This is a genomic window from Microbacterium sp. PA5 (assembly GCF_049860775.1).
Taxonomy (GTDB): Bacteria; Actinomycetota; Actinomycetes; order Actinomycetales; family Microbacteriaceae; genus Microbacterium.
Map to the genome: position 1 here is coordinate 1612564 of NZ_CP187567.1, position 26195 is coordinate 1638758.

The following is a 26195-nucleotide window of genomic DNA, read 5'->3' on the forward strand; positions in this document are numbered from 1 at the left end:
AGTGGACAACGGCACCCGGTACGCGGATGGGGAGGAGACGGGGCGATGTCGGCGGTCGAAGCTATGTTCGAACCACAGGAGGACGACATGACCCCGACACCCACCATCGAACCGGCGCAGATCGACGCCGGAGCGCCTCAGAGCGCCGGAGCGCTACGACTGCTGCCCGTCGCCGACAGGCTCTGGCGCGTCGTCGAATCGCACGGCCGGGTGATCGGCCACCTCCAGGTCCGCGGCGATCGCGCACAGCGACGCTTCGTGGCACTGCGCTTCCACGCGGGCGACCGTCGCTTCCGTGAGGTCGGTGCCTTCTGGACGCGGGCCGAGGCGCTGGAGTGCCTGCGACTCTCGCGCTGATCAGACGACGGCTGCTCCCCAGGGCGTCGAGGCCGCGGCCGGGGCGGCGGCGCGCACCGCCGGCCAGATGTCGCCGAGGATCGCCACGGCACGGCGAAGGTCCTCCGGCGGTGCGGTGAAGGGAATCCTCAGATGCCGCTCGTGCCCGCCGTCAGGCGAGAACCGCGGACCGGCGGACAGGTGGAGTCCCCGCGCGCGTGCCGCCATGACGAGACCCGAGCTGAGCGGCGCGTCGAGCTCGACCCACACGCAGACGCCGCCTGCGACCTCGGGCACCCGCCACTCCGGGACGGCGGTCCTCAGGGCATCCACCAGCGCGTCGCGGCCCTCGCGCAGCAAGAGGGCACGCTGCGCGAGCACTTCCGGCATGCGCCGCAGGAGTCGCACCGACACGGCCTGCTCGAACTCCGGTGTGCCGAGCTCACGCGACGGGCGGGCGGCCACGAGCCGTCGGATGAGCGTCGGCTCGGCACGGATCCACCCCACCCTCAATCCGCCCCAGACCGTCTTGCCGAGGGAGCCGATGCGCACGGCCGGGACGTCCGCCAACGCCACCGCGCTCACGGCGCGTGCATCGATCGCCAGCTCGCCGGTGGTCTCGTCGAGCAGCAGCACGGTGCCGGCGTCGGCCGCGGCGCGCGCGATGACGTCCTGCTCCCGGAGGCTCATCGATCGACCCGTCGGGTTCTGGAAGTCGGGCATCAGGTACGCGATCGCCGGACGGGTGCGGGCGATCGCCTGCGCGGCGCGGTCGATGTCCCATCCGGCGTCGACGGAGACCGGGATGCTCACCAGCCGCGCTCCCGCCATCCGAAGGGCCTCCGCGGCGTGCGGGTAGGTCGGTGTCTCGATGGCGGCCCGCTCACCCCGGCGCAGGAGCGTCTGGGCGAGGAGATGGATCGCGCTCTGCGCCCCGGTGGTCACCATCACCTCGTCGGGTGCGGTGGGGAGCCCTCTGGCGGTGTAGCGGTCGGCGATCGCGGTTCGCAGTTCGGCGGAGCCGACGATGTCGTAGCCCGACCGCGCCACGAGCGCCGCGGTGTCCAGGGCGGTCTCGCTCATGATGCCGGCGAGCCCCGGCCACGCGGCCGGGCTCGCCTGTGAGAGGTCGAGGTCGTCCACCCCGACGGCGTCGCGCGGCGGCACCCTGCGCCCGAGTGGCAGGGTGACGCTTCCCGAGCCTCGCAGGCTCTCGATGTGGCCCGTCTCCCGCAGGCTGCGATACGCGGCGGCGACGGTGGTGCGACTGATGGCCAGCGCGTGGGCGAGTTCCCGCTCGGCGGGCAGCGCGGTCCGCGGCGCCAGGCGGTTGTCGAGGCACAGCAGCCGGATGCCGTCGGCCAGCGCCTCGTAGGCGGGCTCGCGCGTGCGCCACCCGCCGAGGGCGAGAGAGAGCATCCGAGCGGTGATCCGGGAGTCCATGCGGCCACGCTAGTGGAATTGGACTGGTCATTGGCGTCCAATTCTGCGATTGGATGGGACCCATGATCCTCCGCTCGATCCAGCTGCTCGTCGGTCTCGTCCTCTTCGGCGTCGGCTGCGCGGTCATGGTCCAGGCGGGGATCGGGCTCGATCCGTGGACCGTCTTCGCTCAGGGCGTCTCGCGCCAGACCGGCATCGGGATCGGCTGGGTCACGAACATCGTCGGCTTCCTGGTGCTGCTGGCGTGGATCCCGCTGCGTCAGAAGCCCGGGATCGGCACCATCGCCAACATCCTCCTCGTGGGAACGAGCATGCAGCTCGCGCTGGGCGTCGTGCCCGTCGCGCGCGGCTTCGTCGTCCAGGTGCTGGTGTTCCTGGCGGGGACCGCGCTCGTCGCACTGGCGTCGGGGCTCTACATCGGGGCCAACTTCGGCCCTGGCCCGCGAGACGGTCTGATGACCGGCCTGAACTCACGGTTCGGCTGGCCCATCTGGGCGTCCCGGTTCGGGGTCGAGGCGTTCGTGCTCGTGGCCGGCTGGCTGCTCGGGGGCACGGTCGGACTCGGCACGGTGCTGTTCGCGGTGCTCATCGGGCCCGCCGTGCACCTCGCACTGCCGTGGTTCGACCGGCGGCCTCGGCACACTGCGACCGCGGCGGTCGCGCAGCCGGCGGTCTGAGCGCGGGTCGCGAGGTCAGTGCTCCCGGAACTGCGGCCAGTCGGCGCCGGGGGTCATGTGCCCGTGCAGCGCGTTCTTCGCGATGTCCATGGTGGGGTAGCTGCCGAGCGTCGAGGACGCCCCCGCCATCGTGACGATGTACTCACCGTCCGTGCGGCGGATGCTCCCGACGACCTGGCCCTCCGCTCCATAGGCGAGCCAGAGGGCGGATGTGGTGGTGGCGGTCATGGTGCGCTCCTTCCGTCCCGTCGAACGCTACGCCTGCCGGTTCCCGAACGCCATGGGGTGGGACGTCGCCGGTCCGGGCCGGCTCCACCCCATCGGCACCGGGGCGGTACGGTAGAGGACGGTTCCCTTCCCCTCCATAGCTCAGTGGACAGAGCGAGCGGTTTCTACCCGCCAGGTCGGGGGTTCGAATCCTCCTGGAGGGACCCGTCGCAGGGCCCGTGACGCCCGCCGCGTCGGACCCGCTCGTTAGGATGGCCCCATGGTGGCTGCAGCGGAGAACGACCGGCTCGTCTGGATCGACTGCGAGATGACCGGGCTCGATCTCGCGGTCGACCAACTGGTCGAGATCGCGATCATCGTCACCGACTACGAGCTGAAGATCCTCGACCCCGGCTTCCAGGTCGTCATCAAGCCCGACCCGTCGGCGCTCGAGCACATGAACGACTTCGTCACGCAGATGCACCGCTCGTCCGGACTGCTCGATGAGATCCCCCATGGAGTCAGCGTGGCCGAGGCCGAGTTCCAGTCGCTGGAGTACATCCAGCGCTTCGTCCCGGAGGGGAAAGCTCCTCTCGCGGGCAACACCATCGGCACCGACCGGATGTTCCTCGCGCGGTACATGCCCCGTGTCGACCGGTGGCTGCACTACCGGAACGTCGACGTGTCCAGCATCAAGGAGCTCTCCCGGCGCTGGTACCCGCGGGCGTACTTCCAGGCTCCCGCGAAGGACGGCGGCCACCGCGCGCTAGCCGACATCCGCGAGTCGATCCGCGAGCTCGCCTACTATCGCGAAGCCGTGTTCGTGCCCGAGCCGGGACCGACCAGCGAGGCGGCGCGCGACGTCGCCGCTGCGACCGTGTCGTCGTTCGGTCCCGTGCTGTAATACAATCGTGTGGTTGCCCGCATGCGGGCGCATGGTGGGTATAGCTCAGTTGGTAGAGCACCTGGTTGTGGTCCAGGGGGTCGCGGGTTCAAGTCCCGTTACTCACCCCATGTACATCCCCGGTGAGGCGTGGCGATGATCGAGATGGATGCCGATGCATTCGAGGCGCTCGTCGCCGCCGAACTCGATCGTCTGCCGGGCGAGATGGTCGACGGCCTCGACAACGTCGTCTTCGTCGTCGAGGACCGCCCCGAGGACGGATCCCTCGATCTCTTCGGCCTGTACGACGGCCTGGCTCTCACGGAGCGCGACCGCTACGGCTCGGGTGAGCTCCCCGACCGCATCATCGTCTACCGGCAGCCGCACCTGGACGCGTGCGACGACGTCGACGGCCTGCGCGACGAAGTGCACACGACGCTCGTGCACGAGATCGCCCACTTCTACGGGATCGACGACGAGCGACTGCACGAGCTGGGGTGGGCATGACTCTTCCGCTCGAAGACACCCGACTCGACGTCGACGCACGGGAGGATCCGCCGTGGGAGACCGTCGTCTGGAACGACCCCGTGAACCTCATGTCGTATGTGACCCACGTGTTCCGGGAGTACTTCGGGTTCAGCGCCGAGCGGGCGCACGAACGGATGCTCGCCGTCCACCACCTCGGCCACGCCGTGGTGGCCGAGGGCGCCCGGGAGCAGATGGAGCTCCATGTCCAGGCCATGCACGACTACGGCCTGTGGGCCACCGTGCGGAAGGGAAGCCGGTGACCGAACGGATCGTCGTGCTGGAGCTCGCACGACTGGAAGCAGCCCATCTCACCGACCTCATCGAGCAGTTCGCCGCGTTGCTCGACGGCGGGACCGGCGACGATCCGGCGGTGGCGCGCCTGGTGCCCGATGCGTACCGCGACGACCCCGACTCCAGTGCGGAGTTCCGACGGCTGACGGAGGACGATCTCCTGCAGCGACGGCGCGACGACGTCCGCGATGTCCTGGCCACCCTCCTGGTCGACGGCGCGCCCCTCACGATCGACACGGTCGACGATGAGACCGCGACCACGTCGATGACCGTTCCGCTCGACGAGACCCAGTCGGCGGCGTGGCTGCGCACACTCGCGGCGCTCCGTCTCGTGCTGGCCTCCCGGCTCGACATCACCGACGAGGGCGACCACGACGAGACCGATCCCCGCTTCGGCGTATACGACTGGATCGGCTACCGGCTGGAAGGCCTCCTGCAGGCTCTCGACGACTGACCGCACCCGATCGGCCCCAGCCGGTCACGGCACGGCGACGACGATCCCCGCGAGGGACGCCGGGTCGTGCTGACGGACGTGCGCTTCCTCCTGGGCGGCCCAGCGGTCCCAGTGCGGACGATAGGTCTCGCCGTCGCGATCGAGTGCGCGCCGCCGGCGCGAGGCCTCCGGCGACTCCAGCCACACCTGGACGTCGCTGAGAGCGCGGCTGGCCGGTGTGAGGACACCGGAGCCCTCGATGACCAGGGCGCCCTCGGCCGGGACCGTGTGCGACTCCGCGGGCCTTTCCGCCGCCCAGTCCCAGCGATGCCACCGACCGGCGCGCCCCTCCGCGCGCGGAAGGAGCACCCCCGCGCGCACCTGCTCGGCCCCCGCGGCGAGCCCATCCCAGCCCGGATACAGCGAATCCAGTGCCAGCAGCGTCGCATCCAGGCGGGTGGCCACGAGACGGGCGAGCGTGGTCTTGCCCGCACCGGACCGGCCGTCGATCAGCACGACGGGACGCGCGAGGCCGGCGACGGTACGCTCGATGTCAGCGGCCGCCGCCGCGATCGAGGCGGCGACGTCAGCGCTTGAGGGCACGGATGACGCGGCTGAGCGCGCGTCCGGCCACCCACACGAACGGGATGCCGATCGCGAGCAGGGAGACGAGGTTCGGCTCGAAGCGGAGGTCGTCGCCCTTGCGCACGTAGGCGCCGAGCGGAACAGCGAACCCGCCGCCTCCGCCGCCGCCGTTGCCGTCGGTGTCCTCGCCGGCGCCGAAGCCCGACCACGACAGGGCGACGGGCACGAGGCGGATGCCGTCGACGTCCTGCTGTTCGCCGTACACGCTGTTGACGCCGAGTGAGGTGGCCTGCTTGCCGAGTTCGAGTGCGAGATTGGGCATGGTCATACCGTAGCCGCACGGCGCGGTGCGCGCGCGGGGGTTGCCGACGGCCCGGATCAGTGCTCCGGAGGAAGACGCGGGTTGGTGGGGAGCGCGTTCACGTCGCGCCGGGCGCCGAGGATGCTGGCGCGGGTGACCGCCGCCTTGCCGAAGCGGGCCCGGGCTCCGTCGAGTGCCTCGTCCACTGCGCGCCACTCCGCGTCGTCGTCCCACAGCGCCAGCATGCCGCCCGACGTGCTCCGCAGCCGTTCGCCGCGGACGCCGACGAGGCGCACCGGCTGGTCGAGAGGGAGCTGCGCGAGCAGCTCGATCGCCACGTCGCCGATCCGCTGTCCGACGTTGGTGGCCTCGGGCAGGGTCACCGACCGGGACACGGTGGTGAAATCCGCGTACCGGAGCTTCAGCGCTATGGTCTGAGCCTCCCACTGTCCGTCGCGAAGCCGCGCGGCCACCCGGTCGGAGAGGCGACGAAGCTCGCTGCGCAGCACGATGGCGTCGGACACGTCCTCGAGGAACGTCTCCTCGTGACCGACGCTCTTCTCGACGTGAACGGTGTCGACCTCGCGCGGATCGATGCCGTGCGCGAGCTGCCACACCCGCTCCCCCGTCGCGGCGCCGAGCGCACGTTCGAGCACGTGCCGAGGGCTGGCGAGCACATCGGCGACGAGCCGGATGCCACGGCCCTCGAGCGCCTCCGCGGCCTTCGGCCCCACGCCCCAGAGCGCGCGCACCGGCCGCGCCGCGAGGAAGGCCTGGGTGTCGGCATGCGAGACGATCAGCAGGCCGTCGGGCTTGGACAGCGTGGACGCGATCTTCGCCACGTGCTTGGTGGAGGCGACGCCGACGCTGCAGGTGAGCCCGGTCTGCTCCCTCACCCGGCGCCGGAGCATCACCGCGATCGTGCCCGGGCTTCCCCACAGACGGCGGGCGCCGCTCACGTCCAGGAACGCCTCGTCGATGGACAGCGGCTCCACCAGTGGGGTGATCTCGTGGAAGATGTCCATGACCTGGCGCGACAGGGCGGCGTAGCGCTCGAAGTGCGGGACCACGACGATGGCCGACGGACACAGCCGCAGCGCCTGGCCGACGGACATGGCAGCCCGCACCCCGAAGCGGCGCGCCTCGTACGAGGCGCTGGCCACCACTCCTCGCCCCTCGACGCCGCCGACGATGAGCGGCTTCCCGCGCAGCGACGGGTCGTCGAGCACCTCCACCGACGCGTAGAACGCGTCCATGTCCACGTGCAGGATCCGGGTGCCCGAGTCGTCGGCGTCGTCCGACGAGACGACGCGCCCTGATCCGTCACCGCGTCCCATGGATCCATTGTCCGGCACGCCCCCGACACGGGGGCTACTGCGCGGCGCGCTCCAGGACGAGTTCGCGCACGCGCGCCGCGTCGGCCTGTCCGCGCATCGCCTTCATCACCGCGCCGATCACCGCGCCGGCGGCCTGCACCTTGCCGTCGCGGATCTTCTCGAGCACGTCCGGCTGAGCCGCGAGGGCGTCATCGATCGCCGCGATCAGGGCGCCGTCGTCCGACACCACGGCAAGGCCGCGGGCGTCGACCACCTCCTGGGGCGAGCCCTCGCCGGCGATGACGCCTTCGAGCACCTGGCGGGCCAGCTTGTCGGTGAGCGTCCCGGCGTCCACGAGCAGCTGCAGCGCAGCGACGTCCGCCGGCGAGACGAGCGAGGTCGCCTCGACGCCGCGGGTGTTCGCGATCCGGGAGATCTCACCCGTCCACCACTTCCGCGCGGCCGCAGGGCTCGCTCCGGCGGCGACGGTCGCCTCGACCTCGGCCAGCAGTCCGCCGTTCGCGACGTCCTGGAACTCGAGGTCCGTGTATCCCCACTCGGCCTTCAGCCGGCGCCGTCGCACGGCGGGCGCCTCGGGCAGGACGGCACGCAGCTGCGCGATGAGCTCTTCGGACGGAGCGACCGGCAGCAGGTCGGGCTCCGGGAAGTAGCGGTAGTCGTCGGCGTCGGACTTCGGACGGCCCGGCGACGTCGTGCCGGTGTCCTCGTGCCAGTGGCGGGTCTCCTGCGTGATCGAGCCGCCGCCGGCGAGGATCGCCGCCTGACGCTGGATCTCGTAGCGCACCGCCCGCTCGACCGAGCGCATGGAGTTCACGTTCTTGGTCTCGGTGCGGGTGCCGAGCGGCGGAAGCGGCTCCCCCTCGGCGACGCGCGGGCGCAGGGACACGTTGGCGTCGCAGCGGAGGTTCCCCCGCTCCATCCGGGCTTCCGAGATCCCCAGCGACAGCACGATGTCGCGGATCGCCGCCACGTACGCCTTCGCCACCTCGGGAGCGCGGTGCTCGGTGCCGTAGATCGGCTTCGTGACGATCTCCACGAGCGGAACGCCCGCGCGGTTGTAGTCCACGAGCGAGTACTCAGCGCCCTGGATGCGGCCGGTGGCACCGCCGACGTGGGTCAGCTTGCCCGCATCCTCCTCCATGTGCGCGCGCTCGATCGGCACCTCGAGGCGGGTGCCGTCGGCCAGTTCGATCTCGACCTGCCCCTCGAAGGCGATGGGCTCGTCGTACTGCGAGATCTGGTAGTTCTTCCCGAGGTCCGGATAGAAGTAGTTCTTGCGCGCGAACCTGCTCGACGGCGCGATCTGGCAGCCGAGGGCGAGGCCGAGGCTGATCGAGTAGCGCACGGCCGTCTCGTTGACGACCGGCAGGGAGCCCGGAAGCCCCATGTCGACCGGTGCGACGAGGGTGTTGGGCGCCGCGTCGTGGTTGTCCGCGTGCGCCGGGTTGCCCGCCGACGAGAACATCTTCGTCGCCGTGTTCAGCTCGACGTGCACCTCGAAGCCGAGCACCGGCTCGAAGCGCGCGATCGCCTCGTCGTAGTCCATCAAGGCGGTCTTGGCCATCAGAGGGCCCGTCCTTCCGTGCCGAGAGCGGGCGCCTTGTCCAGGAGCGGCCCGCCCCACTGATCCACCAGCAGCGCCTCGAGTCCCGCGCCGACGCGGTAGAGCCGCGCGTCCTCGCGAGCGGGCGCGAGGAACTGGATGCCGACCGGCATCCCGTCCTCCTCGGCGAGCCCGGACGGGATCGAGATCCCCGGCACGCCGGCCAGGTTGGCGGGGATGGTCGTCACGTCGTTGAGGTACATCTGCAGCGGGTCGTCGATCTTCTCGCCGAGGCGGAACGCGGTGGTCGGCGCCGACGGCGTCGCGATCACGTCCACCTTCTCGAAGGCGGCGTCGAAGTCCCGCTGGATGAGCGTGCGGACCTTCTGGGCGCTGCCGTAGTACGCGTCGTAGTAGCCCGCGGACAGCGCGTAGGTGCCCAGGATGATCCGCCGCTTCACCTCGTCGCCGAACCCCGCGTCGCGGGTGACGGCCATGACGTCCTCGACGGTGCCGCCGGGTACGTCGACCCGCAGACCGAACCGCACCGAGTCGAACTTGGCGAGGTTGCTCGAGGCCTCGGCGGGGAGGATGAGGTAGTAGGCCGCGACGCCGTACTCGAAGTGCGGTGCGCTGATGTCGACGATCTCGGCGCCGTGCGCCTCCAGCAGGGCGAGCGCGGCGCGGAACGACGCGGAGACACCGGCCTGGAAGCCGGAGTCGGGCAGTTCGGAGATGACCCCGACCCGCAGGCCCCGAAGCGCCGCGCCGGTGGCTCCCTCGCGCGCCGCGGCGGCGAAGGACGGCCAGGTGTCGCTCAGCGACGTCGAGTCGTGGGGGTCGTGACCGCCGATGACGTCGTGCAGGAGCGCCGAGTCGAGGACGGTGCGCGAGACCGGCCCGACCTGGTCGAGGCTGGACGCGAGAGCGATGGCGCCGAACCGGCTCACGCCGCCGTACGTCGGCTTCATGCCGACCGTGCCGGTGACATGCGCGGGCTGACGGATCGACCCGCCGGTGTCGGAGCCGAGGGCCAGCGGCGCCTCGAAGGCGGCGACGGCGGCGGCGGACCCACCGCCCGAGCCGCCGGGGATCCGGTCCAGATCCCAGGGGTTGTGGGTCGGGCCGAACGCCGAGTGCTCGGTGGAGGAGCCCATCGCGAACTCGTCCATGTTCGTCTTGCCGAGCGGGATGAGGCCGGCGGCGCGGGAGCGCGAGACCACCGTCGCGTCATACGGCGACAGGTAGCCCTCGAGGATCCGGGAACCGCTGGTGGACGGCATGTCCGTGGTCACCAGGACGTCCTTGATCGCCAGCGGCACACCGGCGAGCTCACCGAGCTGCTCGCCCGCCGCGCGGCGGCGATCGATATCGGCCGCGGCGTCGAGGGCGCCCGCGTTGACATGGAGGAAGGCGTGCACGTCCGCGTCGACGGCGGCGATGCGATCCAGGTGGGCCTGCGTCGCCTCGACGCTCGACACCTCGCCCGAGGAGAGGCGCGCCGCGAGATCGGCGGCGGTCAGCCGTGTCAGGTCCGCGCTCACTGCTCCTCCCCCAGGATGGCGGTGACGCGGAAGCGCCCGTCGGCGGAGTCGGGAGCGTTCTGGAGGACCTGCTCCAAGGTCAGCATCTCGCCGACGGCGTCCGGACGATAGACGTTCTCCAGCGGGATCGGGTGACTGGTCGCGGGGACGTCGGCCGAGGCCACCTCCGAGACCTTCGCGATGTTGTCGACGATCACGGCGAGCTGACCGGTGAGGCGCTCGACCTCCTCGTCACTCAGCTGGATACGGGCGAGCACGCCGAGATGGCGCACGAGATCTGGGCTGATTTCCGACACCACGACAGTCTAGTTGCGGCGCGCCCCCGGTCCTGTCCGGGCCTCCCCGGCGCGCGCCCCTGCCGCCGGCATTCGCACCGTCGTAGGCTGGCCCCGTGACGACCGCCTACGAGCCGCCTCGCCCCTGGATCGCCAGCTATGCCACGGGGGTACCCGCCGACATGGAGCCGGTGACCGGCTCGCTGCTGGACATCGTCGCCGCCTCCGCACGCGACTACCCCGATGCCGTCGCCCTGCAGTTCTTCGGCCGCGAGACGACCTACCGCGACCTCGAAGCGGCGATCTCCCGCACCGCCGCCGGGCTGAAGGCGCTCGGCGTCGGCCCGGGCGACCCGGTCGCCATCGTGCTGCCGAACTGCCCCCAGCACATCGTCGCGTTCTACGCCGTGCTCCGGCTGGGCGCGGTGGTGGTCGAGCACAATCCCCTCTACACGCCGCGTGAGCTGCGCAAGCAGTTCGAGGACCACGGCGCGAAGACGGCGATCGTGTGGAGCAAGGTCGTCGAGACCGTGCAGCAGTTCCCCGCTGACATCGCGGTGACCCACGTCGTGAGCGTGGACATCACGACGGCGATGCCCCTGTCGCTCCGGCTGGCACTGCGGCTGCCGATCGCCAAGGCCCGCGAGTCCCGCGCCGCCCTCACCACCCGGGTGAGCGGCGCGATCCCGTGGGACCGCATCGCGCAGAGCGCTCCGCTGCCCGCGGGGCACCCCTACCCGCAGACCGACGACCTCGCGATCATCCAGTACACGAGCGGCACGACGGGGACACCCAAGGGCGCCATGCTCACGCACCGCAACCTGCTCTCCAACGCCCGGCAGTCGCAGCTGTGGGTCCCGTCCATCCAGCGGGGAAAGGGCTGCGTCGTCTACGCCGTGCTGCCCATGTTCCACGCGTACGGACTCACCCTGTGCCTCACCTTCGCGATGTCGATGGGCGCCCGCCTCGTGCTGTTCCCGCGGTTCGAGCCCGACATGGTGCTCGAGGTCACCAAGAAGCACCCTGCGACCTTCCTCCCCCTCGTGCCCCCGATCGCCGACCGCCTCCTGTCCGCTGCGCGCGAGGCCGGCGTGTCGCTCGCCGGCACCGAAGTGGCCATCTCTGGCGCGATGGCGCTCCCCCACGAGCTGGTCGTGCCCTTCGAGGAGGCCACGGGCGGGTATCTCGTCGAGGGATACGGACTGTCGGAGTGCTCGCCCGTCCTCATGGCCAACCCCGTCGCGGACAACCGGGTACCGGGGACGGTCGGGCTGCCGCTGCCGGGCACCGAGTGCCGGGTGGTCGACCCCGACGAGCCCACGCGCGACGTCGCACAGGGCGAGCGCGGTGAGCTGCTGGTGCGCGGACCGCAGGTCTTCTCCGGCTATTACGGACGGCCGGAGGAGACCGAGAGCGTGTTCGTCGACGGCTGGTTCCGCACCGGCGACATCGTCACCATCGACGACGGCGGGTTCGTCCGCATCGTCGACCGCATCAAGGAGCTGATCATCACGGGCGGCTTCAACGTCGCGCCGACAGAGGTCGAGAACGCCCTTCGTCAGCACCCCGAGGTGGAGGACGCCGCCGTCGTGGGCCTGCCGAGCGATCGCTCGGGAGAAGAGGTCGTCGCGGCGGTCGTGCTGTCTCCGGGCGTCGACCACCCCGACATCGAAGGGATCCGCGCGTACGTGCGGGGTGTCCTGACGCCGTACAAGGTCCCGCGGCGGGTGTTCGTGGTCGACGAGCTCCCGAAGTCGCTCATCGGCAAGGTGCTCCGACGCCAGGTGCGGGATTCGCTGCTCGCGCTCGCGCAGCCGTCCGACGGCTGACCCGACGGCTTCGGAATCAGGCGCCGCCGGCCTCCTCGAGCCCGGCGGGCCCCTGCTCGACCAGGATCTTGAACTGGGCCGCGTCGATGATGCGGATGCCGAGCTCCTCGGCTTTCGACAGCTTCGAGCCTGCGCCCGGGCCTGCCGCGACGAAGTCCGTCTTCTTCGAGACGCTCGAAGCCGCCTTGCCGCCCGCGGCCATGATCGCCTCCTGCGCTCCCTCGCGCGAGTAGCCCTCGAGGGAGCCGGTGGCGACGACGGTGATTCCGTCCAGCACACCGCCCGCCGCGGCCGCCGCGCCCGGCCCGGGGTGGCCCGGGATCCACAGGCGGGCACCAGCCGCCGTCCACCGTTCGACGATCTCGCGGTGCCAGTCGACCTCGAACCACTCGATCAGCGCGTCGGCGATGATGCCGCCGACGCCGTCGACGGCGGCGAGCTCGTCGCGGCCGGCGGCGCGGATCGCGTCGAGGGAGCCGAACCACTGGGCGAGGGCCCGCGCGGCCACAGGCCCGACGTGACGGATGTTCAACGAGACGAGGAACCGCCACAGATCCTTCGTCTTCGCCTTCTCGAGTTCGTCGAGCAGCTTCAACGCGGCGGCGGAAGGCTGCGGGCCGGTGAGACCCTCCTTCTTCTCGGCCGTGGTCGCATTGCGCTGGAAGGGACGACGCGTCTTGACCGTGCCGTCGGCATCCTCCTTGGCGAGACCCGTCTCGGCGTCGCGCACGATCACCTCGATGGGCACCAGCTGCTCGAGGGTCAGCTCGAACAGCCCGGCCTCCGTCTGCAGCGGCGGGACGGCCGGGACCTCGGGCTGCGTCAGCGCCGCCGCCGTCACCTCGCCCAGCACCTCGATGTCGAGGGCGCCGCGGGAGCCGATGTGCTCGACGCGGCCGCGCACCTGCGCCGGGCACGTGCGCGTGTTGGGGCAGCGCAGGTCGATGTCGCCCTCCTTGGCGGGGGCCAGGGTCGCACCGCACTCCGGGCAGTGGGTGGGCATCACGAACGCCCGCTCCGTGCCGTCGCGGAGCTCGGCGACCGGCCCGAGCACCTCGGGGATGACATCGCCGGCCTTGCGCAGCACGACGGTGTCTCCGATCAGCACGCCCTTCTGCTTGACCACCTCCTGGTTGTGCAGCGTGGCCTGTCGGACGACGCTGCCGGCGACCCGGGCGGGGGCCATCACCGCGAAGGGCGTGGCACGGCCCGTCCGGCCCACCGAGACGACGATGTCGAGCAGCTTCGTGTTGACCTGCTCCGGCGGATACTTGTAGGCGATCGCCCACCGGGGTGCCCGACTGGTCGCGCCGAGCTCGTCGTGCAGCGCGAGCTCGTCGACCTTCACGACGACGCCGTCGATCTCGTGCTCGACGTCGTGCCGGTGCTCCCCGTAGTGGGCGACGTACTCGCTCACGCCCTCGACGTCCTCCCACGTGCGGAAGTACGGACTCGTGGGCAGGCCCCACCCGGCGAGGAGCTCGTACACCTCGCTCTGGGAGGCCACCGGCGGCCTCTCCCAGGCGCCGATGCCGTGGACGAACAGCCGCAGCGAGTCGAGCCGTGCCTGCCCCGCCTCGCGCTCGAGACCCGACTTCTTCTCCAGCTGCTGACGCAGACCGCCGCTGGCGGCGTTGCGCGGGTTGGCGAAGGCCGGGAAGCGGCGCAGCGCCGCCCGGTCGGCCTTCTCCTGGTCGACGCCGCGTGCGGTCGCGTCGGCGATGACGCGTTCGCGCATGCGCGCCTGGAGGGCGTTCAGCTCTTCGAAGGCGGCGACCGGGATGAAGACTTCGCCGCGCACCTCGACCAGCTCCGGGTGCCCGAAGCCGGTGAGCCGCTGCGGCACGCCCGAGACGCGCACGGCGTTCACGGTGACGTCCTCGCCCACGCGGCCGTCGCCGCGCGTGGCCGCCGAGACGAGGACGCCTCGCTCGTAACGCAGGCTGATCGCGAGTCCGTCGATCTTGAGCTCGGTGAGCCAGCGCACCTCGCGACCGGCGGCGTTGCGCGTCTTGACGCACCATTCCGTGAGCTCCTCGGGACTGAAGACGTTGTCGAGGCTGAGCATGCGCTCGGCGTGCTCGACGGGAGCGAACATCGAGTTCTCCGCCGCGCCGACGCTGAGCGTCGGGGAGTCCTGGCCCTGGAGCTCGGGGTGCAGGCGCTCGATCTGCTCGAGGCTGCGCATCCATCCGTCGTAGGTGGCGTCGTCGACCAGCTCCGCGTCGCGGCCGTAGTACGCCTCGCGCGCATCGAGGATGAGGCCGGTCAGCCGCGCCGCCTCGGCACGCGCGTCGTCGAGCGGAAGGGAGTCGAGGTCAGCGGCATCCGTCACCCCGTCAGTCTAGGAGCGACCTCCGACACCGCGACCGGCACGAGCGACCTCAGCCGCCGACGGGCACCGCCGACACCGTCCGGGCGATCGTGAACTGGCCGAGCACGCGCGTGCCGACGTAGAGCACCGCCGTCTGACCCGGCGCCACGCCGTCGAACGGCGACGCGGGACGCACCACGATCTCGTCGCCGACGATCTCGGCCTGCGCCGCCACCGGCTCCGCATGGGCCCGGATCTGGACCTCGCACGCGAACGAGGAGGCCGACGGCGGTCGCCCGGTCCAGCTCCGGCGCGTGCCGGCGATCTCGGCCGTCGCCAGCGCCTCCCTGGGCCCCACCACGACGGTGTTGGTCACCGGGCGCACCTCGAGCACGAACCGCGGCTTGCCGTCCGGGGCGGGAACGCCCAGCGAGAGCCCGCGCCGCTGGCCGACGGTGAACGCGTGCGCGCCCTCGTGCGCGCCGACGACGGCGCCGCTGCGGTCGACGATGTCGCCCTCCGCCGTGCCGACCCGCTCGGCGAGCCACCCGCGGGTGTCGCCGTCGGGGATGAAGCAGATGTCGTGGCTGTCCGGCTTCTGGGCGACCGTCAGTCCCCGCTCGGCGGCTTCGGCGCGCACGAGGGCCTTGGTCGGGGTCGTCCCGAGCGGGAAGTACGTGTGCGCCAGCTGCTCGGCGGTCAGCACGCCGAGCACGTACGACTGGTCCTTCGCCGCGTCGGAGGCGCGGTGGAGCTCGCGTCCCTCCGGACCGTCGACCAGGAGCGCGTAGTGGCCGGTGCACACTGCGTCGAAGCCGAGCTCGACGGCGCGCTCGAGCAGCGCCTCGAACTTGATCTTCTCGTTGCACCGCATGCAGGGGTTCGGCGTCCTGCCGGCCCGGTACTCCGCGACGAAGTCGTCGATCACGTCATCGCGGAACCGCTCGGAGAAGTCCCAGACGTAGAACGGGATCCCCAGCCGGTCGGCCGCGCGCCGCGCGTCCATCGCGTCTTCGATCGTGCAGCAGCCGCGGCTGCCGGTGCGCAGCGTCCCGCCGGCCCGGGAAAGGGCGAGGTGGACGCCCACGACCTCGTGCCCGGCGTCGACGGCACGCGCCGCGGCGACTGCCGAGTCGACGCCGCCGCTCATCGCCGCGAGGATCTTCATGCGTCCAGTCTACGAAGCGCCGGGCAGCCGGGGCCGCGGCACTCAGCGCGATCCCGCGGCGACGGCGCGTGCGTAGGCGGCAGGGAGGGCGGCGAGGAGGCTGTCGACCTCGTCGGCCGTGGACGTGCGCCCCATCGTGAAGCGCAGCACCGAGCGTGCGGCCCGCTCGTCGCGACCGAGCGCGCGCACGACGTGCGACGGCTCCGCGACTCCCGCCTGGCACGCCGATCCGGTGGAGACGGCCACCTCCGCCTGGTCGAGCAGGAAGAGGAGCGTCTCCCCCGCCGCGCCGGGGAAGAGCACGTGGACGTTGCCCGGCAGCCGGAGGTGCGGATCGCCCAGCAGCTCCGCCTCCGGGATCGCGGCGCGAATGCCGTCGACGAGCCGTTCACGCAGCCCGACCAGGCGCGCGGCCTCCGCCTCGCGCCCGCGTTCGGCGGCGGTCAGGGCCGCGGCGAAGGCGGCGGCGCCGGCGACGTCCTGCGTCCCCGAGCGCAGTCCCCGCTGCTGCCCGCCGCCGTGCAGCAGGGGCGACAGGCGCGCGTGGCGCGACACGACCAGCGCACCGGTGCCCACCGGCGCGCCGATCTTGTGGCCGGAGACGCTCAACGCGACCAGGCCCGTGGAGGCGCGTCCCTCTCCTCGCCAGGCGGCGAAGCGGACGTCGACAGCGCCGGCGGCCCCGACGGCGTCGAGGTGGAGGGGGACGGCTCGCGCAGCCGCGGCCCCTGCGAGCGCCGGCGCGTCCGAGACCGTGCCGACCTCGTTGTTGGCGATCAGCGCCGTGGCGAGGGCGGCGCCGGGAAGCGCCGACGCGAACGCGTCCACGGGGACGGCGCCCGTCGCCTCGAGGGGCACGGCGACGACCCGCGCGGCCTCGGCCGCGTGCAGCCACTCGACGGCGTCCATCGTGGCGTGGTGCTCACCGTCGGGCAGCACGATCGCGTCGGAGCCCGCGCGGCGTGCCCACCACAGGCCCTTGATCGCCAGATTGACGGATTCGGTGCCCCCGGAGGTGAACACCACCTCGATGGGATCGCAGTCCAGCGCGGCGGCGACGTCTTCGCGCGCCTGCTCGAGGATGCGCCGGGCGCGCTGCCCCGGGCCGTGGACGGACGAGGCGTTGCCGACCACGTCGACCGCGTCGAGCCACGCGGCGCGCGCCTCCGGACGCAGCGGGGTGGTCGCGGCGTGATCGAAGTAGGCCGTCACCCGCTCACCTCCTCCGCCCTGCGGATCCGCGCGTGGTCGGCGCGCGGCGTTACTACTGTAGATCGCATGCTTCCCGTGCCGGACGTCGCCGACGCCTCCTTCCTGTCGCCCGCGCTCGACCGCCTCGGGGTCACCCAGGGTCCCGACGGCGGCACCCTCCGGGTGTGGTCCGGCGCCGCGACCGCCGTCGAGCTCGTCCTGTTCGACGAGGTGGACCTCGACTGGATCATCGACACGCTGCCGCTGACGCGCCGACCCGGCGACGACGGCGCCGGCGAGGTCTGGGAGGTGACCACCCGCGCCCTCACGCCGGGCGCGCGCTACGCGGTCCGCGTGGACGGGCCGCACGGCCCGGGAGACACCTTCAATCCGCAGACGCTGCTCATCGAGCCCTATACGAAGGGACTCGTGTCGGGGGGCCTCGGAGATTGGCGCTCGGTCGTCGTCGACGAGTCGTTCGACTGGGGCGGCGTTTCCAAGCCCGCGGTCGCCTGGGATCGCACGGTGATCTACGAGGCGCACGTGAAGGGGCTGACCAAGAGGCATCCGGCGATCCCGCCCGCCCTGCACGGCACGTACGCGGGTCTCGCCCACCCGGCCACGATCAGCCACCTCCAGGCGATCGGGGTGACGTCCGTGGAGCTGCTGCCCGTCCACGCGTTCGAGAGCGAGCCCCGGCTCCTCCAGCACGGGATGACGAACTACTGGGGCTACAACACCCTCAACTTCTTCACCCCGCACGCCGACTACGCCACGGCCGCCAGTCGCGCGGCGGGCCCCGACGCGGTGCTCCGCGAGTTCAAGACGATGGTGCGGGATCTCCACGCCGCGGGAATCGAGGTCATCCTCGACGTCGTCTACAACCACACCTCCGAGGGCGAGCTCGGCGGACCGCGCTCGAGCCTGCGCGGCATCGACGGGCGCGCGTACTACCGTCAGCACGACGACGGCGCCTACATCGATGTGACGGGCTGCGGGAACTCCCTCGACACGTCGACCGATGCCGCGGCGCGCCTGATCGTGGACTCGCTGCGGTACTGGGCGGGCGAGCTCCAGGTCGACGGATTCCGGTTCGATCTCGCCGCCACCCTGGGGCGCGGCGCCGACCACTCCTTCTCCCCCGACCACCCGCTCATCCGTGCCATCGTGGAGGACCCTGCCCTGGCGGGCGTGAAGATGATCGCCGAGCCGTGGGACGTCGGAATGGGCGGATGGCAGACCGGCAACTTCGGTCCCGGGTGGGCGGAGTGGAACGACCGCTACCGCGATCGCGTGCGCAACTTCTGGCTCAGCGACGTGGACTACGCGCGTCGCGCGGGGACGGCTCCCGTCGGCATCGGTGGCTTCGCCACCCGCCTCGCCGGCTCGTCCAACACGTTCTCGCAGGCACGCGGTCCTCTGGCCGGCGTCAACTTCGTGACGGCGCACGACGGCTTCACCCTCCGCGATCTGGTGTCCTACGACGTCAAGCACAACCTCGGCAACGGCGAGCACAACCGGGACGGCGCGGACATGAACCGTTCCTTCAACCACGGCGCCGAGGGCTCCACGGAGGACGAGGCCATCCTCGCCCGGCGCCGGAAGGCCATGCGGAACCTCCTCGGCACGCTCCTGCTGTCGGCGGGGGTTCCCATGATCACGGCCGGTGACGAGTTCGGACGCACTCAGCGCGGGAACAACAACGCCTATTGCCACGACTCGCCCCTCACGTGGGTGTCGTGGGAGCACGCGCCCTGGCAGCAGGACCTCGCCGCTCACGTCGGCCGCCTGCTGCAGCTGCGCCGCGACAACCCCGCCCTCCGGCCGTCGCGGTTCGCCCACGAGGCGCAGACCGTGCCGAGCGCCTCGGTCATCGACTGGTACGACGAGCACGGTGAGACCATGTCCGGCGACCGATGGACCGATCCGGCGCACCGGACACTCCAGTACGTCGCGCAGTCGACGCCCGAGAACGAGCAGCCCAACCGCATCCTGCTCATCGTGCACGGGAACGAGCGTCCGGTCGACGTCACCCTCCCCCGCATCGACGGCGTCCGGCGCTACGTCGCCCTCTGGTCGAGTCTCGATGAGCGCCCGACGGCGGAGGAGCCGGTCTTCGAGCCGGGCGACGTCGTCTCCCTCCCCGACACCGCGATGCACCTGTTCCGCGTCGAGTAGCGGCCGCCACGGCGTGCGGCGGTGTACCGCCGCTCGCAACGGAGGTAGGTTCGAGACGTGGCCACGACGACGAACACCACCGGAATGGTGCGCAGCACCGCACAGATCCCCCTCCGCCCGGCGGTCGCGTGGCAGGCCGAGGCGGGCACCCGCAACGGGCGCATCCCGCTGGTGCTGCCGCGGCCGACGACACCGGATCCGCGCTTCCCCGCCAGCGCCTTCGTCGGCGAGGCGGTGCCGTTTCAGGTGACGGCGTTCCGCGAGGGCCACGACGCGATCGGGGTGCACGTCCGGCTCACCTCCCCGAGCGGCGCGGAGTCGCTCCACCGCCTCACCGCCCTGGGCGACGGGTTCGATCGGTGGCGGGTCGGCGTCGCGCCCCTCGAGCAGGGTCTGTGGAGCTTCCGGTTCGAGGCGTTCGGGGACGACTTCGCGACCTGGCAGCACGCGGCGGACGTCAAGATCGCCGCCGGCGTCGACACGTCTCTCATGCGCGAGTCGGGCGCCCTCCTGTTCCTGCGCGCCGCGGCCGAGAAATCGCGGCCCGCCGCCGAGCGCCGCGCGCTCACCGACGCAGCGGCGAGCCTTCGCGACGCGGAGCGCGACGACACGGCAGCGCTGGCGATCGTGCGCGATGCGTACTTCGCGAGCGTGTTCGCCGCCCGTCCGCTCCAGTCCCTGCTGACGGTCGGACCCGAGCTCTCCCTGCTCGTCGAGCGCGAGCGGGCGGGCGTGGGCGCCTGGTACGAGTTCTTCCCGCGCTCCGAGGGCGCTCGACGCCTGAAGGACGGCACCGTCAAGAGCGGGAACTTCCGCACCGCCAAGAACCGGCTGCCGGCGGTGTCCGCCATGGGCTTCGACGTGCTGTACCTGCCGCCCATCCACCCGATCGGCACGCTCAACCGCAAGGGTCCCAACAACACCCTCACCGCCGGTCCCGGCGACCCCGGGTCGCCGTGGGCCATCGGCTCGGCCGCGGGCGGCCACGACGCCGTGCATCCGGAGCTCGGCACGCTCGCCGACTTCCGCGCCTTCGTGCGGGCCGCGGCCGCCGAAGGGCTCGAGGTCGCCCTCGATCTGGCGCTGCAGGCCGCTCCCGACCACCCGTGGGTGACAGCCCATCCGGAGTGGTTCACGACGCTTCCCGACGGCTCCATCGCCTACGCGGAGAATCCCCCCAAGAAGTACCAGGACATCTATCCGATCAACTTCGACAACGACCCCGAGGGCATCCGGGCGGAGGTGCTGCGGATCGTCCGCCACTGGATCGCCCAGGGCGTGAAGATCTTCCGCGTCGACAATCCGCACACCAAGCCGCTGCAGTTCTGGGAATGGCTCATCGGAGCGGTCACGGCCGAGCACCCCGACGTCGTGTTCCTCGCCGAGGCGTTCACGCGCCCCGCACCGCTGCAGGCCCTGGCGTACAGCGGCTTCCAGCAGAGCTACTCCTACTTCACGTGGCGGAACACCAAGACGGAGCTGGAGGAGTTCTTCCGGTGGATCTCCGACGAGACGGCCGACTTCATGCGGCCCAATCTCTTCGTCAACACGCCGGACATCCTCACCGAGTACCTCCAGTACGGCGGGCGCCCCGCGTACAAGATCCGCGCCGCCCTCGCCGCGACGGCGGGAGCCAGCTACGGCGTCTACGCCGGGTACGAGCTGTTCGAGAATGTCGCCCGGCCGGGATCCGAGGAGAACATCGACAACGAGAAGTACGAGTACAAGCTCCGCGATTGGGCCGGCGCCGAGGCCACCGGCGACTCGCTCGCCCCGTACCTGACCCGGTTGAACGAGATCCGGCGCGCACACCCCGCTCTCCGCCAGCTGCGGGGACTGACCGTGCACTGGAGCGACGACGAAGCGATCCTCGTCTACTCCAAGCACCTGCCGGCCGAGCTGTCGCCGGACGGGGTCGCCGACACGATCATCGTGGTGGCCAACGTCGACCCCCACTCGACCCGCCAGACCATGGTGCACATCGACAGCACGGCGTTCGGCGTGCCGCGAGGGCACGATTACGACGTCGAGGATCTCGTGACCGGCGCCCGATGGACCTGGAACCAGGACGCCTTCGTCCGCCTCGACGCGTTCGCCGAGCCCGTCCACATCCTGCACGTGAAGGGGTCCCGATGACCACGCCCTCAGATTCGCTCCTCGACGCGGTCGCCACCGGATCCCACCACGCCCCCCACGACGTCCTCGGCGTCCACCGCGACGGCGAGGGCTGGGTCATCCGGGCCCGCCGGCCGATGGCGGCGACGGTGACCGCGGTCACCGCGGCGGGCGTGCGCATCCCCCTGGAGCACGTGCGGTCGGGCGTCTGGGCGGGGTCCACCGACGCCGATCCCGGCGCCTACGACCTCCTGGCGACCTACGACGGCGGTCCCGAGCATCGCGTCGACGATCCGTACCGCCACCTGCCGACGCTCGGGGAGATGGATCTGCACCTGATCCGTGAGGGACGGCACGAGGAGCTGTGGCGGGTTCTCGGCGCGCACGTCCGCCACTTCACCGGGGCGGCGGGCGTCTCGTTCGCCGTCTGGGCGCCGAACGCACGGGCGGTGCGGGTCGTCGGCGGCTTCAACGGCTGGGACGGCCAGTCCCACGCGATGCGCTCCCTCGGATCGAGCGGGGTGTGGGAGCTGTTCATCCCCGGCCTCGGTGCGGGGGCCACGTACAAGTACGAGCTCCTCTCCGCCGACGGCCACTGGATCCTCAAGGCCGATCCCATGGCGCAGGCGGCCGAGCTGCCTCCGGCCACCGCGTCGGTGGTGACCGAGAGCGCCTACGCGTGGGGCGACGACGACTGGCTGACCACGCGCTCGTCGCGTTCGCCCGTCGACCAGCCCATGTCGACCTACGAGCTGCACCTCGGCTCGTGGCGTCCCGGCCTCGGCTACCGCGACGCCGCCGATCCCCTCATCGAATACGTCACCGCCGCGGGCTTCACCCACGTGGAGTTCCTCCCCCTGGCCGAGCACCCGTTCGGCGGCTCGTGGGGCTACCAGGTGAGCGGCTACTACGCGCCGACGAGCAGGTTCGGCAGCCCCGACGACCTGCGCTATCTCATCGACCGCCTGCACCAGGCCGAAATCGGCGTGATCATGGACTGGGTGCCGGGTCACTTCCCGAAGGACGAGTTCGCCCTTGCGCGCTTCGACGGTCGCGCGCTGTACGAGCACCCCGATCCCCGTCGCGGCGAACACAAGGACTGGGGCACGCTGATCTTCGACTACGGCCGGAACGAGGTGCGCAACTTCCTCGTCGCCAACGCCCTGTACTGGTTCGAGGAGTTCCACGTCGACGGCCTGCGGGTCGACGCGGTGGCTTCCATGCTCTACCTCGACTACTCGCGCGAGGCCGGCGAGTGGGAGCCGAACATCCACGGCGGGCGCGAGAACCTCGAGGCCATCCGGTTCCTCCAGGAGGTCAACGCGACGTCCTACAAGCGCTACCCCGGCATCGCCATGATCGCCGAGGAGTCGACGAGCTTCCCCGGGGTCACGGCCCCCACCGACCAGGGCGGTCTCGGCTTCGGCTTCAAGTGGAACATGGGCTGGATGAACGACTCGCTGGAGTACATCAAGCGCGATCCGATGTACCGCTCGCACCACGAGGGCGAGATGTCGTTCTCGTTCGTCTACGCGTTCACCGAGAACTTCGTGCTGCCCATCAGCCATGACGAGGTCGTCCACGGAAAGGGCACGCTGTTCACCCGCATGCCGGGCGATCACTGGCAGAAGCTGGCCAACATGCGCGCCTATCTCGCGTACATGTGGGGCCACCCCGGCAAGCAGCTGCTGTTCATGGGGCAGGAGTTCGGCCAGATGTCCGAGTGGTCCGAAGGCCGTGGGCTCGACTGGTGGATGCTCGATCAGCCCGCGCACCAGCAGCTGCTCTCGTTCGTGGGCGCCCTCAACCACCAGTACGCCGAGCACGCCCCCCTGTGGTCGCGCGACAGCGACGGGTCCGCCTTCGCCCGCCTGGGCGCGCCGTCGTGGAACCCGAACGTCATCGCCTTCGCGCGCCGCGACAACCACGGCAACACCGTCGCGGTCGTCAGCAACTTCTCCGGCGCCCCGGTGTACGACTACACGCTTGACCTGCCTGAGCGCGGCGAGTGGCGCGAGGTGCTCAACTCCGACGCGGCCGCATTCGGCGGATCGGGAGTCGGCAACCTCGGTGCGGTGCACACCGACCACCGCGGGCAGGCCACGATGACCCTGCCGCCGCTGGGCGTGCTCTGGCTGGCGCACCGCGCCTGACGCGCAGGCCGGTGCGCGGGCCGACGCTCAGAAGAGCAGGCTCGCCAGCCGGCCGCGCGCTCGCACGACGCGCGCGTCCGCGTCGCCGATGAGCCCGAACAGTTCGAGCAGACGCTCACGCACCGGCGCGCGCTCGTCGGTCGGCAGCTCGGAGAAGAGCGTCAGCAGGCGGTCGAACGCGTCGTCGACGTGTCCGCCGGCGACGTCGAGATCCGCGACCGCCAGCTGGGCGGCGACATCGTGCGGGGCTGCGGCCGCCGCGGCGCGCGTCTCCTGCAGGTCCAGTGCCTGCACCCGGGAGAGCAGACGCACCTGGCCGAGGCCGGCGCGAGCGTCCTCGTCACGCGGGTTCTCCGCGAGCGCGGCCTCGTACGAGGCGATGGCGGTGGCGTAGTCGCCGGCTTCGATCGCGTCGAACGCGGCCTGATGCAGGGGCGGCAGGGCCGCGGGCTCCTCATCGGCGTCGGCCACGGCGTCGGAGCCGCTCACGGGCACCGTGCCGGTCACACCGTGCTGCGCGGCCAGCTGGAGCAGCTGCCCGAGCACCTCGCGAACCTGAGCTTCGGGGACGGCGCCGGTGAACAGCGGCACCGGCTGCCCCGCGACGAGAGCCACGACCATCGGGATGGACTGGGCCCGGAAGCCCTGAGCGAGCTGCGGGTTGGCGTCGACGTCGACCTTGGCGAGCACCAGACGACCCGCCAGCTCCTGGACGACCTTCTCCAGGATGGGGCTCAGCTGCTTGCAGGGACCGCACCACTCGGCCCACAGGTCCACGACCACGGGCACCGTGCGCGACAGCTCGAGCACCTGCGCGAAGGTGTCGTCTGTCGCGTCGAAGACGAGCGAAGGTCCACCGGCGGGCGCGCCGTCCGCCCCCGCCGGCGCGGGCTGCGCGGCGGGACGGGAACGGAGGGAGGACAGGTCGACGGCCCCGCGCAGAACGGCGCCGGGGGTGGGATCGGTCACTTCTTCTTCACCACCTTGGCTGAGAGGATGTCGGACGAATAGCCGAGGAACCGGATGCGCTCCGTCGAGCTCTGCGACGGGACGAAGAAGAACAGCTGGTCGGCGTAGCTGCTCCGGAAGCCCGTCGAGGACTGGGTGACGCCGCTCAGCGTCTTGACCACTTCGTTGTCGTCGACCTTGATCACGGCGTCCTCGTTGGTCGGGGTCACGGTGTCGTTCTCGTTCACGGTGACCGCAACGATGGCACCGCTGTCGAGGGTCGCCATGGCGACGGGGTTCGTCGACCCGGCCGACGCCGAGAACGAGATCTTGCCGGTCTTGGACCCGGTCTTGTTGAAGTCCTCGACGCGCGCGGCGCGGTTGTCGGCCACGAGCGTGCGGAACGTGTCGGTCTCCGCATCGAACATGGGAGCGAACTCGCTGTCATCGCCCTTGTCCAGCACGTCCGCGTAGGCGGCTGCGAGGTCCTGCGGGGCGATGAGGAGGAAGGCCGAGTCGGGCTGGACCTTCGGTGCGCCGATGTAGGGCGGGGCGACATTGAGGCTCGCGTCGGCGACCATGTTCGCGACGTACGACAGCTTGTAGTTCGACCATGCGTCGCGCTGCGTGACGGTCATGATCGTCGCGACGCCCGAGTCGGCGTCCTCCACGACGGCGAAGAAGGTCCGCGGCCAGCCCTCGAAGGCCTCCGGCAGCAGGATCTTCAGCGCGCTCGTGGGGATGGCCGGAAGCGGCTCGTGATCGTCGAGCTCCTTGCGCAGCGTGTAGTTGGTCTTGCGCGCCGCCAGAGCGGGACCCTCGAGGCGGACCGCCGCCTGCGCGGCGCTGTTCTTCTCGTCGGCCGCGGCCACCTGGGCGGAGATGCGGGTCAGGATGCGCTCCGCCTGGGCCTCGGTCACTGCCGGCGGGTCGTCCTGTCCCTCGGGCACGACGACCGTCGCCGACGGCGTCGGCGTCTCCGACGGACCGAACTGGGGCCACGAGTCCGCCGAGCACCCCGACACGAGGAGGGCGGACACGACGACGACCGGAAGCGCCACGAAGCCGCGGCGGCCCCCGGAGAGCTGTCGGCGGGACGGCGAAGAGCTGATCACGCCCTTGTCGGCGGAGGCCTCACTGAGATCGATCGGCTCGGTGCGCGCGATCGGCAGGCCCTTGCGGCGAGGGCCGCGCGAGCGACGCACGTGCCGCACGCCCAGGATGTACAGCACGATGCCGATCGCCAGCATGATCCCGCCGCCCACGATGAGCGGCCCCGCCCAGGGCGTGGTCACGCCTGTCGGCCAGGTGACGGAGAGCTGCGCCGGTGCCGGTTCCACCCCGTCGGCGGCAACGAGCACGCTCATGTCGGCGGGCAGCTGGAGCGGCGCGATCAGCACGTCCTCCTGCTGGAACTCGTCGACCCAGAGGTCGGAGCCGAGGGGCGACAGCGGCTCGGAGGGCTCCGCGTCGGCCTCCTCCTGCGCGGCGGCGACGCTCTCGGTGACGATCTCCTCACCCTCGCGGGTGACGTGGACGTAGTCGCTGCGTGCCAGCCAGGCCATCATGTCGTCGGTGCGCCCGTAGGCGGCGAAGATCTCGCCGTCCCCCTGGGCGCGCAGGGTCTGCGACCCGGTGTGTCCGCTCAGGACGCCTCCGTCGACCAGCACGTACGGGGTCGACTCGGCGATCTCGATGGACTGGGTCTCGGTCTTCGGTCCCTGCAGCACGGTGCGCTGGGCGATGCCCGCACCGATCATCACCGTGGCGAGCACGAACGCCGCCACCGCCCAGACAAAACGCACGAAAGGTCACCTTCCTGCACCACGCGGCGACGTCAGAGGCCGCCCTAGTGTGCACAATCGACGTTCCAGACTAGCGAAGTGACCTGAATGTCGCCCGGGAGGGGGTGGCGC

General features: G+C 71.3%; 23 protein-coding genes and 2 tRNA genes. 12 read left to right on the plus strand and 13 right to left on the minus strand.

The genetic code is table 11. The features are described from left to right. Positions 1 to 87 precede the first annotated feature (87 nt). Positions 88 to 357: a hypothetical protein gene (locus tag ACPWUT_RS07510; protein ID WP_284527352.1), complete on the plus strand. Its 270-nt coding sequence runs from the start codon at positions 88 to 90 to the stop codon at positions 355 to 357. On the opposite strand, the gene ACPWUT_RS07515 is transcribed toward ACPWUT_RS07510, so the two are convergent. After that, positions 358 to 1779 (minus strand): PLP-dependent aminotransferase family protein, encoded by a 1422-nt coding sequence (locus tag ACPWUT_RS07515; protein WP_425842152.1) that lies wholly within the window; start codon positions 1777 to 1779, stop codon positions 358 to 360. A 62-nt stretch (positions 1780 to 1841) separates the two neighbouring features. Here ACPWUT_RS07515 and ACPWUT_RS07520 point away from each other — a divergent pair, with 62 nt between their 5' ends. Then, positions 1842 to 2456, plus strand: coding sequence for a YczE/YyaS/YitT family protein (locus ACPWUT_RS07520; RefSeq protein WP_425842155.1), 615 nt, complete (start codon positions 1842 to 1844; stop codon positions 2454 to 2456). A gap of 15 nt (positions 2457 to 2471) precedes the next feature. Here the strand turns inward: ACPWUT_RS07520 and ACPWUT_RS07525 are convergent, their stop codons facing one another. After that, entirely contained in the window at positions 2472 to 2684 is a 213-nt protein-coding gene (locus tag ACPWUT_RS07525) for a methyltransferase (protein WP_284527355.1), read from the minus strand. 130 nt (positions 2685 to 2814) lie between these two features. Here ACPWUT_RS07525 and ACPWUT_RS07530 point away from each other — a divergent pair. The 6 genes from ACPWUT_RS07530 (at position 2815) to ACPWUT_RS07555 (ending at position 4819) form a co-directional block, all read left to right on the plus strand. After that, positions 2815 to 2887 (plus strand) — tRNA-Arg (locus ACPWUT_RS07530). Positions 2888 to 2943: 56 nt separating this feature from the next. Continuing rightward, on the plus strand, positions 2944 to 3567 hold the full coding sequence (orn, locus tag ACPWUT_RS07535) for an oligoribonuclease (RefSeq protein ID WP_284527356.1): 624 nt from the start codon (positions 2944 to 2946) through the stop codon (positions 3565 to 3567). 34 nt (positions 3568 to 3601) lie between these two features. Further along, a tRNA-His gene (locus ACPWUT_RS07540) sits at positions 3602 to 3677 on the plus strand. A 25-nt stretch (positions 3678 to 3702) separates the two neighbouring features. Further along, on the plus strand, positions 3703 to 4053 hold the full coding sequence (locus ACPWUT_RS07545; protein WP_425842159.1) for a metallopeptidase family protein: 351 nt from the start codon (positions 3703 to 3705) through the stop codon (positions 4051 to 4053). After that, positions 4050 to 4334, plus strand: a complete 285-nt coding sequence (gene clpS, locus ACPWUT_RS07550) for an ATP-dependent Clp protease adapter ClpS (RefSeq protein ID WP_284527358.1) — start codon at positions 4050 to 4052, stop codon at positions 4332 to 4334. The genes ACPWUT_RS07545 and clpS overlap by 4 nt, the downstream gene beginning before the upstream one ends. Further along, positions 4331 to 4819: a DUF2017 family protein gene (locus tag ACPWUT_RS07555; protein WP_425842163.1), complete on the plus strand. Its 489-nt coding sequence runs from the start codon at positions 4331 to 4333 to the stop codon at positions 4817 to 4819. Before clpS ends, ACPWUT_RS07555 begins: the two co-directional genes overlap by 4 nt. A gap of 24 nt (positions 4820 to 4843) precedes the next feature. On the opposite strand, the gene ACPWUT_RS07560 is transcribed toward ACPWUT_RS07555, so the two are convergent. The 6 genes from ACPWUT_RS07560 to gatC are packed head-to-tail and all read right to left on the minus strand — an operon-like array spanning position 4844 to position 10404. Then, positions 4844 to 5401, minus strand: coding sequence for a hypothetical protein (locus ACPWUT_RS07560; protein ID WP_425842165.1), 558 nt, complete (start codon positions 5399 to 5401; stop codon positions 4844 to 4846). Continuing rightward, positions 5385 to 5705 carry a hypothetical protein gene (locus ACPWUT_RS07565; RefSeq protein ID WP_284527361.1) on the minus strand — a complete coding sequence of 107 codons (321 nt, stop codon included), beginning with the start codon at positions 5703 to 5705 and terminating at the stop codon, positions 5385 to 5387. The genes ACPWUT_RS07560 and ACPWUT_RS07565 overlap by 17 nt, the downstream gene beginning before the upstream one ends. Positions 5706 to 5761: 56 nt before the next feature. Beyond that, positions 5762 to 7021, minus strand: a complete 1260-nt coding sequence (locus ACPWUT_RS07570) for a DNA polymerase IV (RefSeq protein WP_425836188.1) — start codon at positions 7019 to 7021, stop codon at positions 5762 to 5764. A gap of 34 nt (positions 7022 to 7055) precedes the next feature. Continuing rightward, a complete protein-coding gene (gene gatB, locus ACPWUT_RS07575) occupies positions 7056 to 8585 on the minus strand; it encodes an Asp-tRNA(Asn)/Glu-tRNA(Gln) amidotransferase subunit GatB (RefSeq protein ID WP_425836191.1) in 1530 nt (509 codons plus the stop codon). Beyond that, on the minus strand, positions 8585 to 10108 hold the full coding sequence (gene gatA / locus ACPWUT_RS07580; RefSeq protein ID WP_425836194.1) for an Asp-tRNA(Asn)/Glu-tRNA(Gln) amidotransferase subunit GatA: 1524 nt from the start codon (positions 10106 to 10108) through the stop codon (positions 8585 to 8587). The genes gatB and gatA overlap by 1 nt, the downstream gene beginning before the upstream one ends. After that, positions 10105 to 10404, minus strand: coding sequence for an Asp-tRNA(Asn)/Glu-tRNA(Gln) amidotransferase subunit GatC (gene gatC, locus ACPWUT_RS07585; RefSeq protein WP_425836197.1), 300 nt, complete (start codon positions 10402 to 10404; stop codon positions 10105 to 10107). The genes gatA and gatC overlap by 4 nt, the downstream gene beginning before the upstream one ends. Positions 10405 to 10499: 95 nt before the next feature. Between gatC and ACPWUT_RS07590 the strand changes: the two genes are divergently transcribed. Beyond that, positions 10500 to 12212 (plus strand): long-chain-fatty-acid--CoA ligase, encoded by a 1713-nt coding sequence (locus ACPWUT_RS07590; protein WP_425836199.1) that lies wholly within the window; start codon positions 10500 to 10502, stop codon positions 12210 to 12212. A 16-nt stretch (positions 12213 to 12228) separates the two neighbouring features. Here ACPWUT_RS07590 and ligA read toward each other — a convergent pair whose 3' ends face one another. The 3 genes from ligA to ACPWUT_RS07605 are packed head-to-tail and all read right to left on the minus strand — an operon-like array spanning position 12229 to position 16906. After that, a complete protein-coding gene (ligA, locus tag ACPWUT_RS07595) occupies positions 12229 to 14547 on the minus strand; it encodes an NAD-dependent DNA ligase LigA (protein ID WP_425836201.1) in 2319 nt (772 codons plus the stop codon). Between the two features lie 49 nt (positions 14548 to 14596). Next, entirely contained in the window at positions 14597 to 15694 is a 1098-nt protein-coding gene (gene mnmA, locus ACPWUT_RS07600; RefSeq protein ID WP_425836204.1) for a tRNA 2-thiouridine(34) synthase MnmA, read from the minus strand. Between the two features lie 42 nt (positions 15695 to 15736). Further along, entirely contained in the window at positions 15737 to 16906 is a 1170-nt protein-coding gene (locus tag ACPWUT_RS07605) for a cysteine desulfurase family protein (protein WP_425836207.1), read from the minus strand. Positions 16907 to 16972: 66 nt separating this feature from the next. Between ACPWUT_RS07605 and glgX the strand changes: the two genes are divergently transcribed. The 3 genes from glgX to glgB all read left to right on the plus strand — a co-directional run bounded on the left by glgX (position 16973) and on the right by glgB (position 23331). Then, a complete protein-coding gene (gene glgX / locus ACPWUT_RS07610; RefSeq protein ID WP_425836210.1) occupies positions 16973 to 19063 on the plus strand; it encodes a glycogen debranching protein GlgX in 2091 nt (696 codons plus the stop codon). Between the two features lie 84 nt (positions 19064 to 19147). Then, positions 19148 to 21199, plus strand: a complete 2052-nt coding sequence (locus ACPWUT_RS07615; RefSeq protein ID WP_425842220.1) for a maltotransferase domain-containing protein — start codon at positions 19148 to 19150, stop codon at positions 21197 to 21199. Continuing rightward, complete coding sequence (gene glgB / locus ACPWUT_RS07620) at positions 21196 to 23331, plus strand: 1,4-alpha-glucan branching protein GlgB (RefSeq protein ID WP_425836213.1); 2136 nt, start codon at positions 21196 to 21198, stop codon at positions 23329 to 23331. The genes ACPWUT_RS07615 and glgB overlap by 4 nt, the downstream gene beginning before the upstream one ends. A 27-nt stretch (positions 23332 to 23358) precedes the next feature. Here glgB and ACPWUT_RS07625 read toward each other — a convergent pair whose 3' ends face one another. Continuing rightward, a complete protein-coding gene (locus tag ACPWUT_RS07625) occupies positions 23359 to 24300 on the minus strand; it encodes a tetratricopeptide repeat protein (RefSeq protein WP_425836216.1) in 942 nt (313 codons plus the stop codon). Then, positions 24297 to 26084: a glycosyl transferase gene (locus tag ACPWUT_RS07630; RefSeq protein WP_425836219.1), complete on the minus strand. Its 1788-nt coding sequence runs from the start codon at positions 26082 to 26084 to the stop codon at positions 24297 to 24299. The genes ACPWUT_RS07625 and ACPWUT_RS07630 overlap by 4 nt, the downstream gene beginning before the upstream one ends. Positions 26085 to 26195 lie beyond the last annotated feature (111 nt).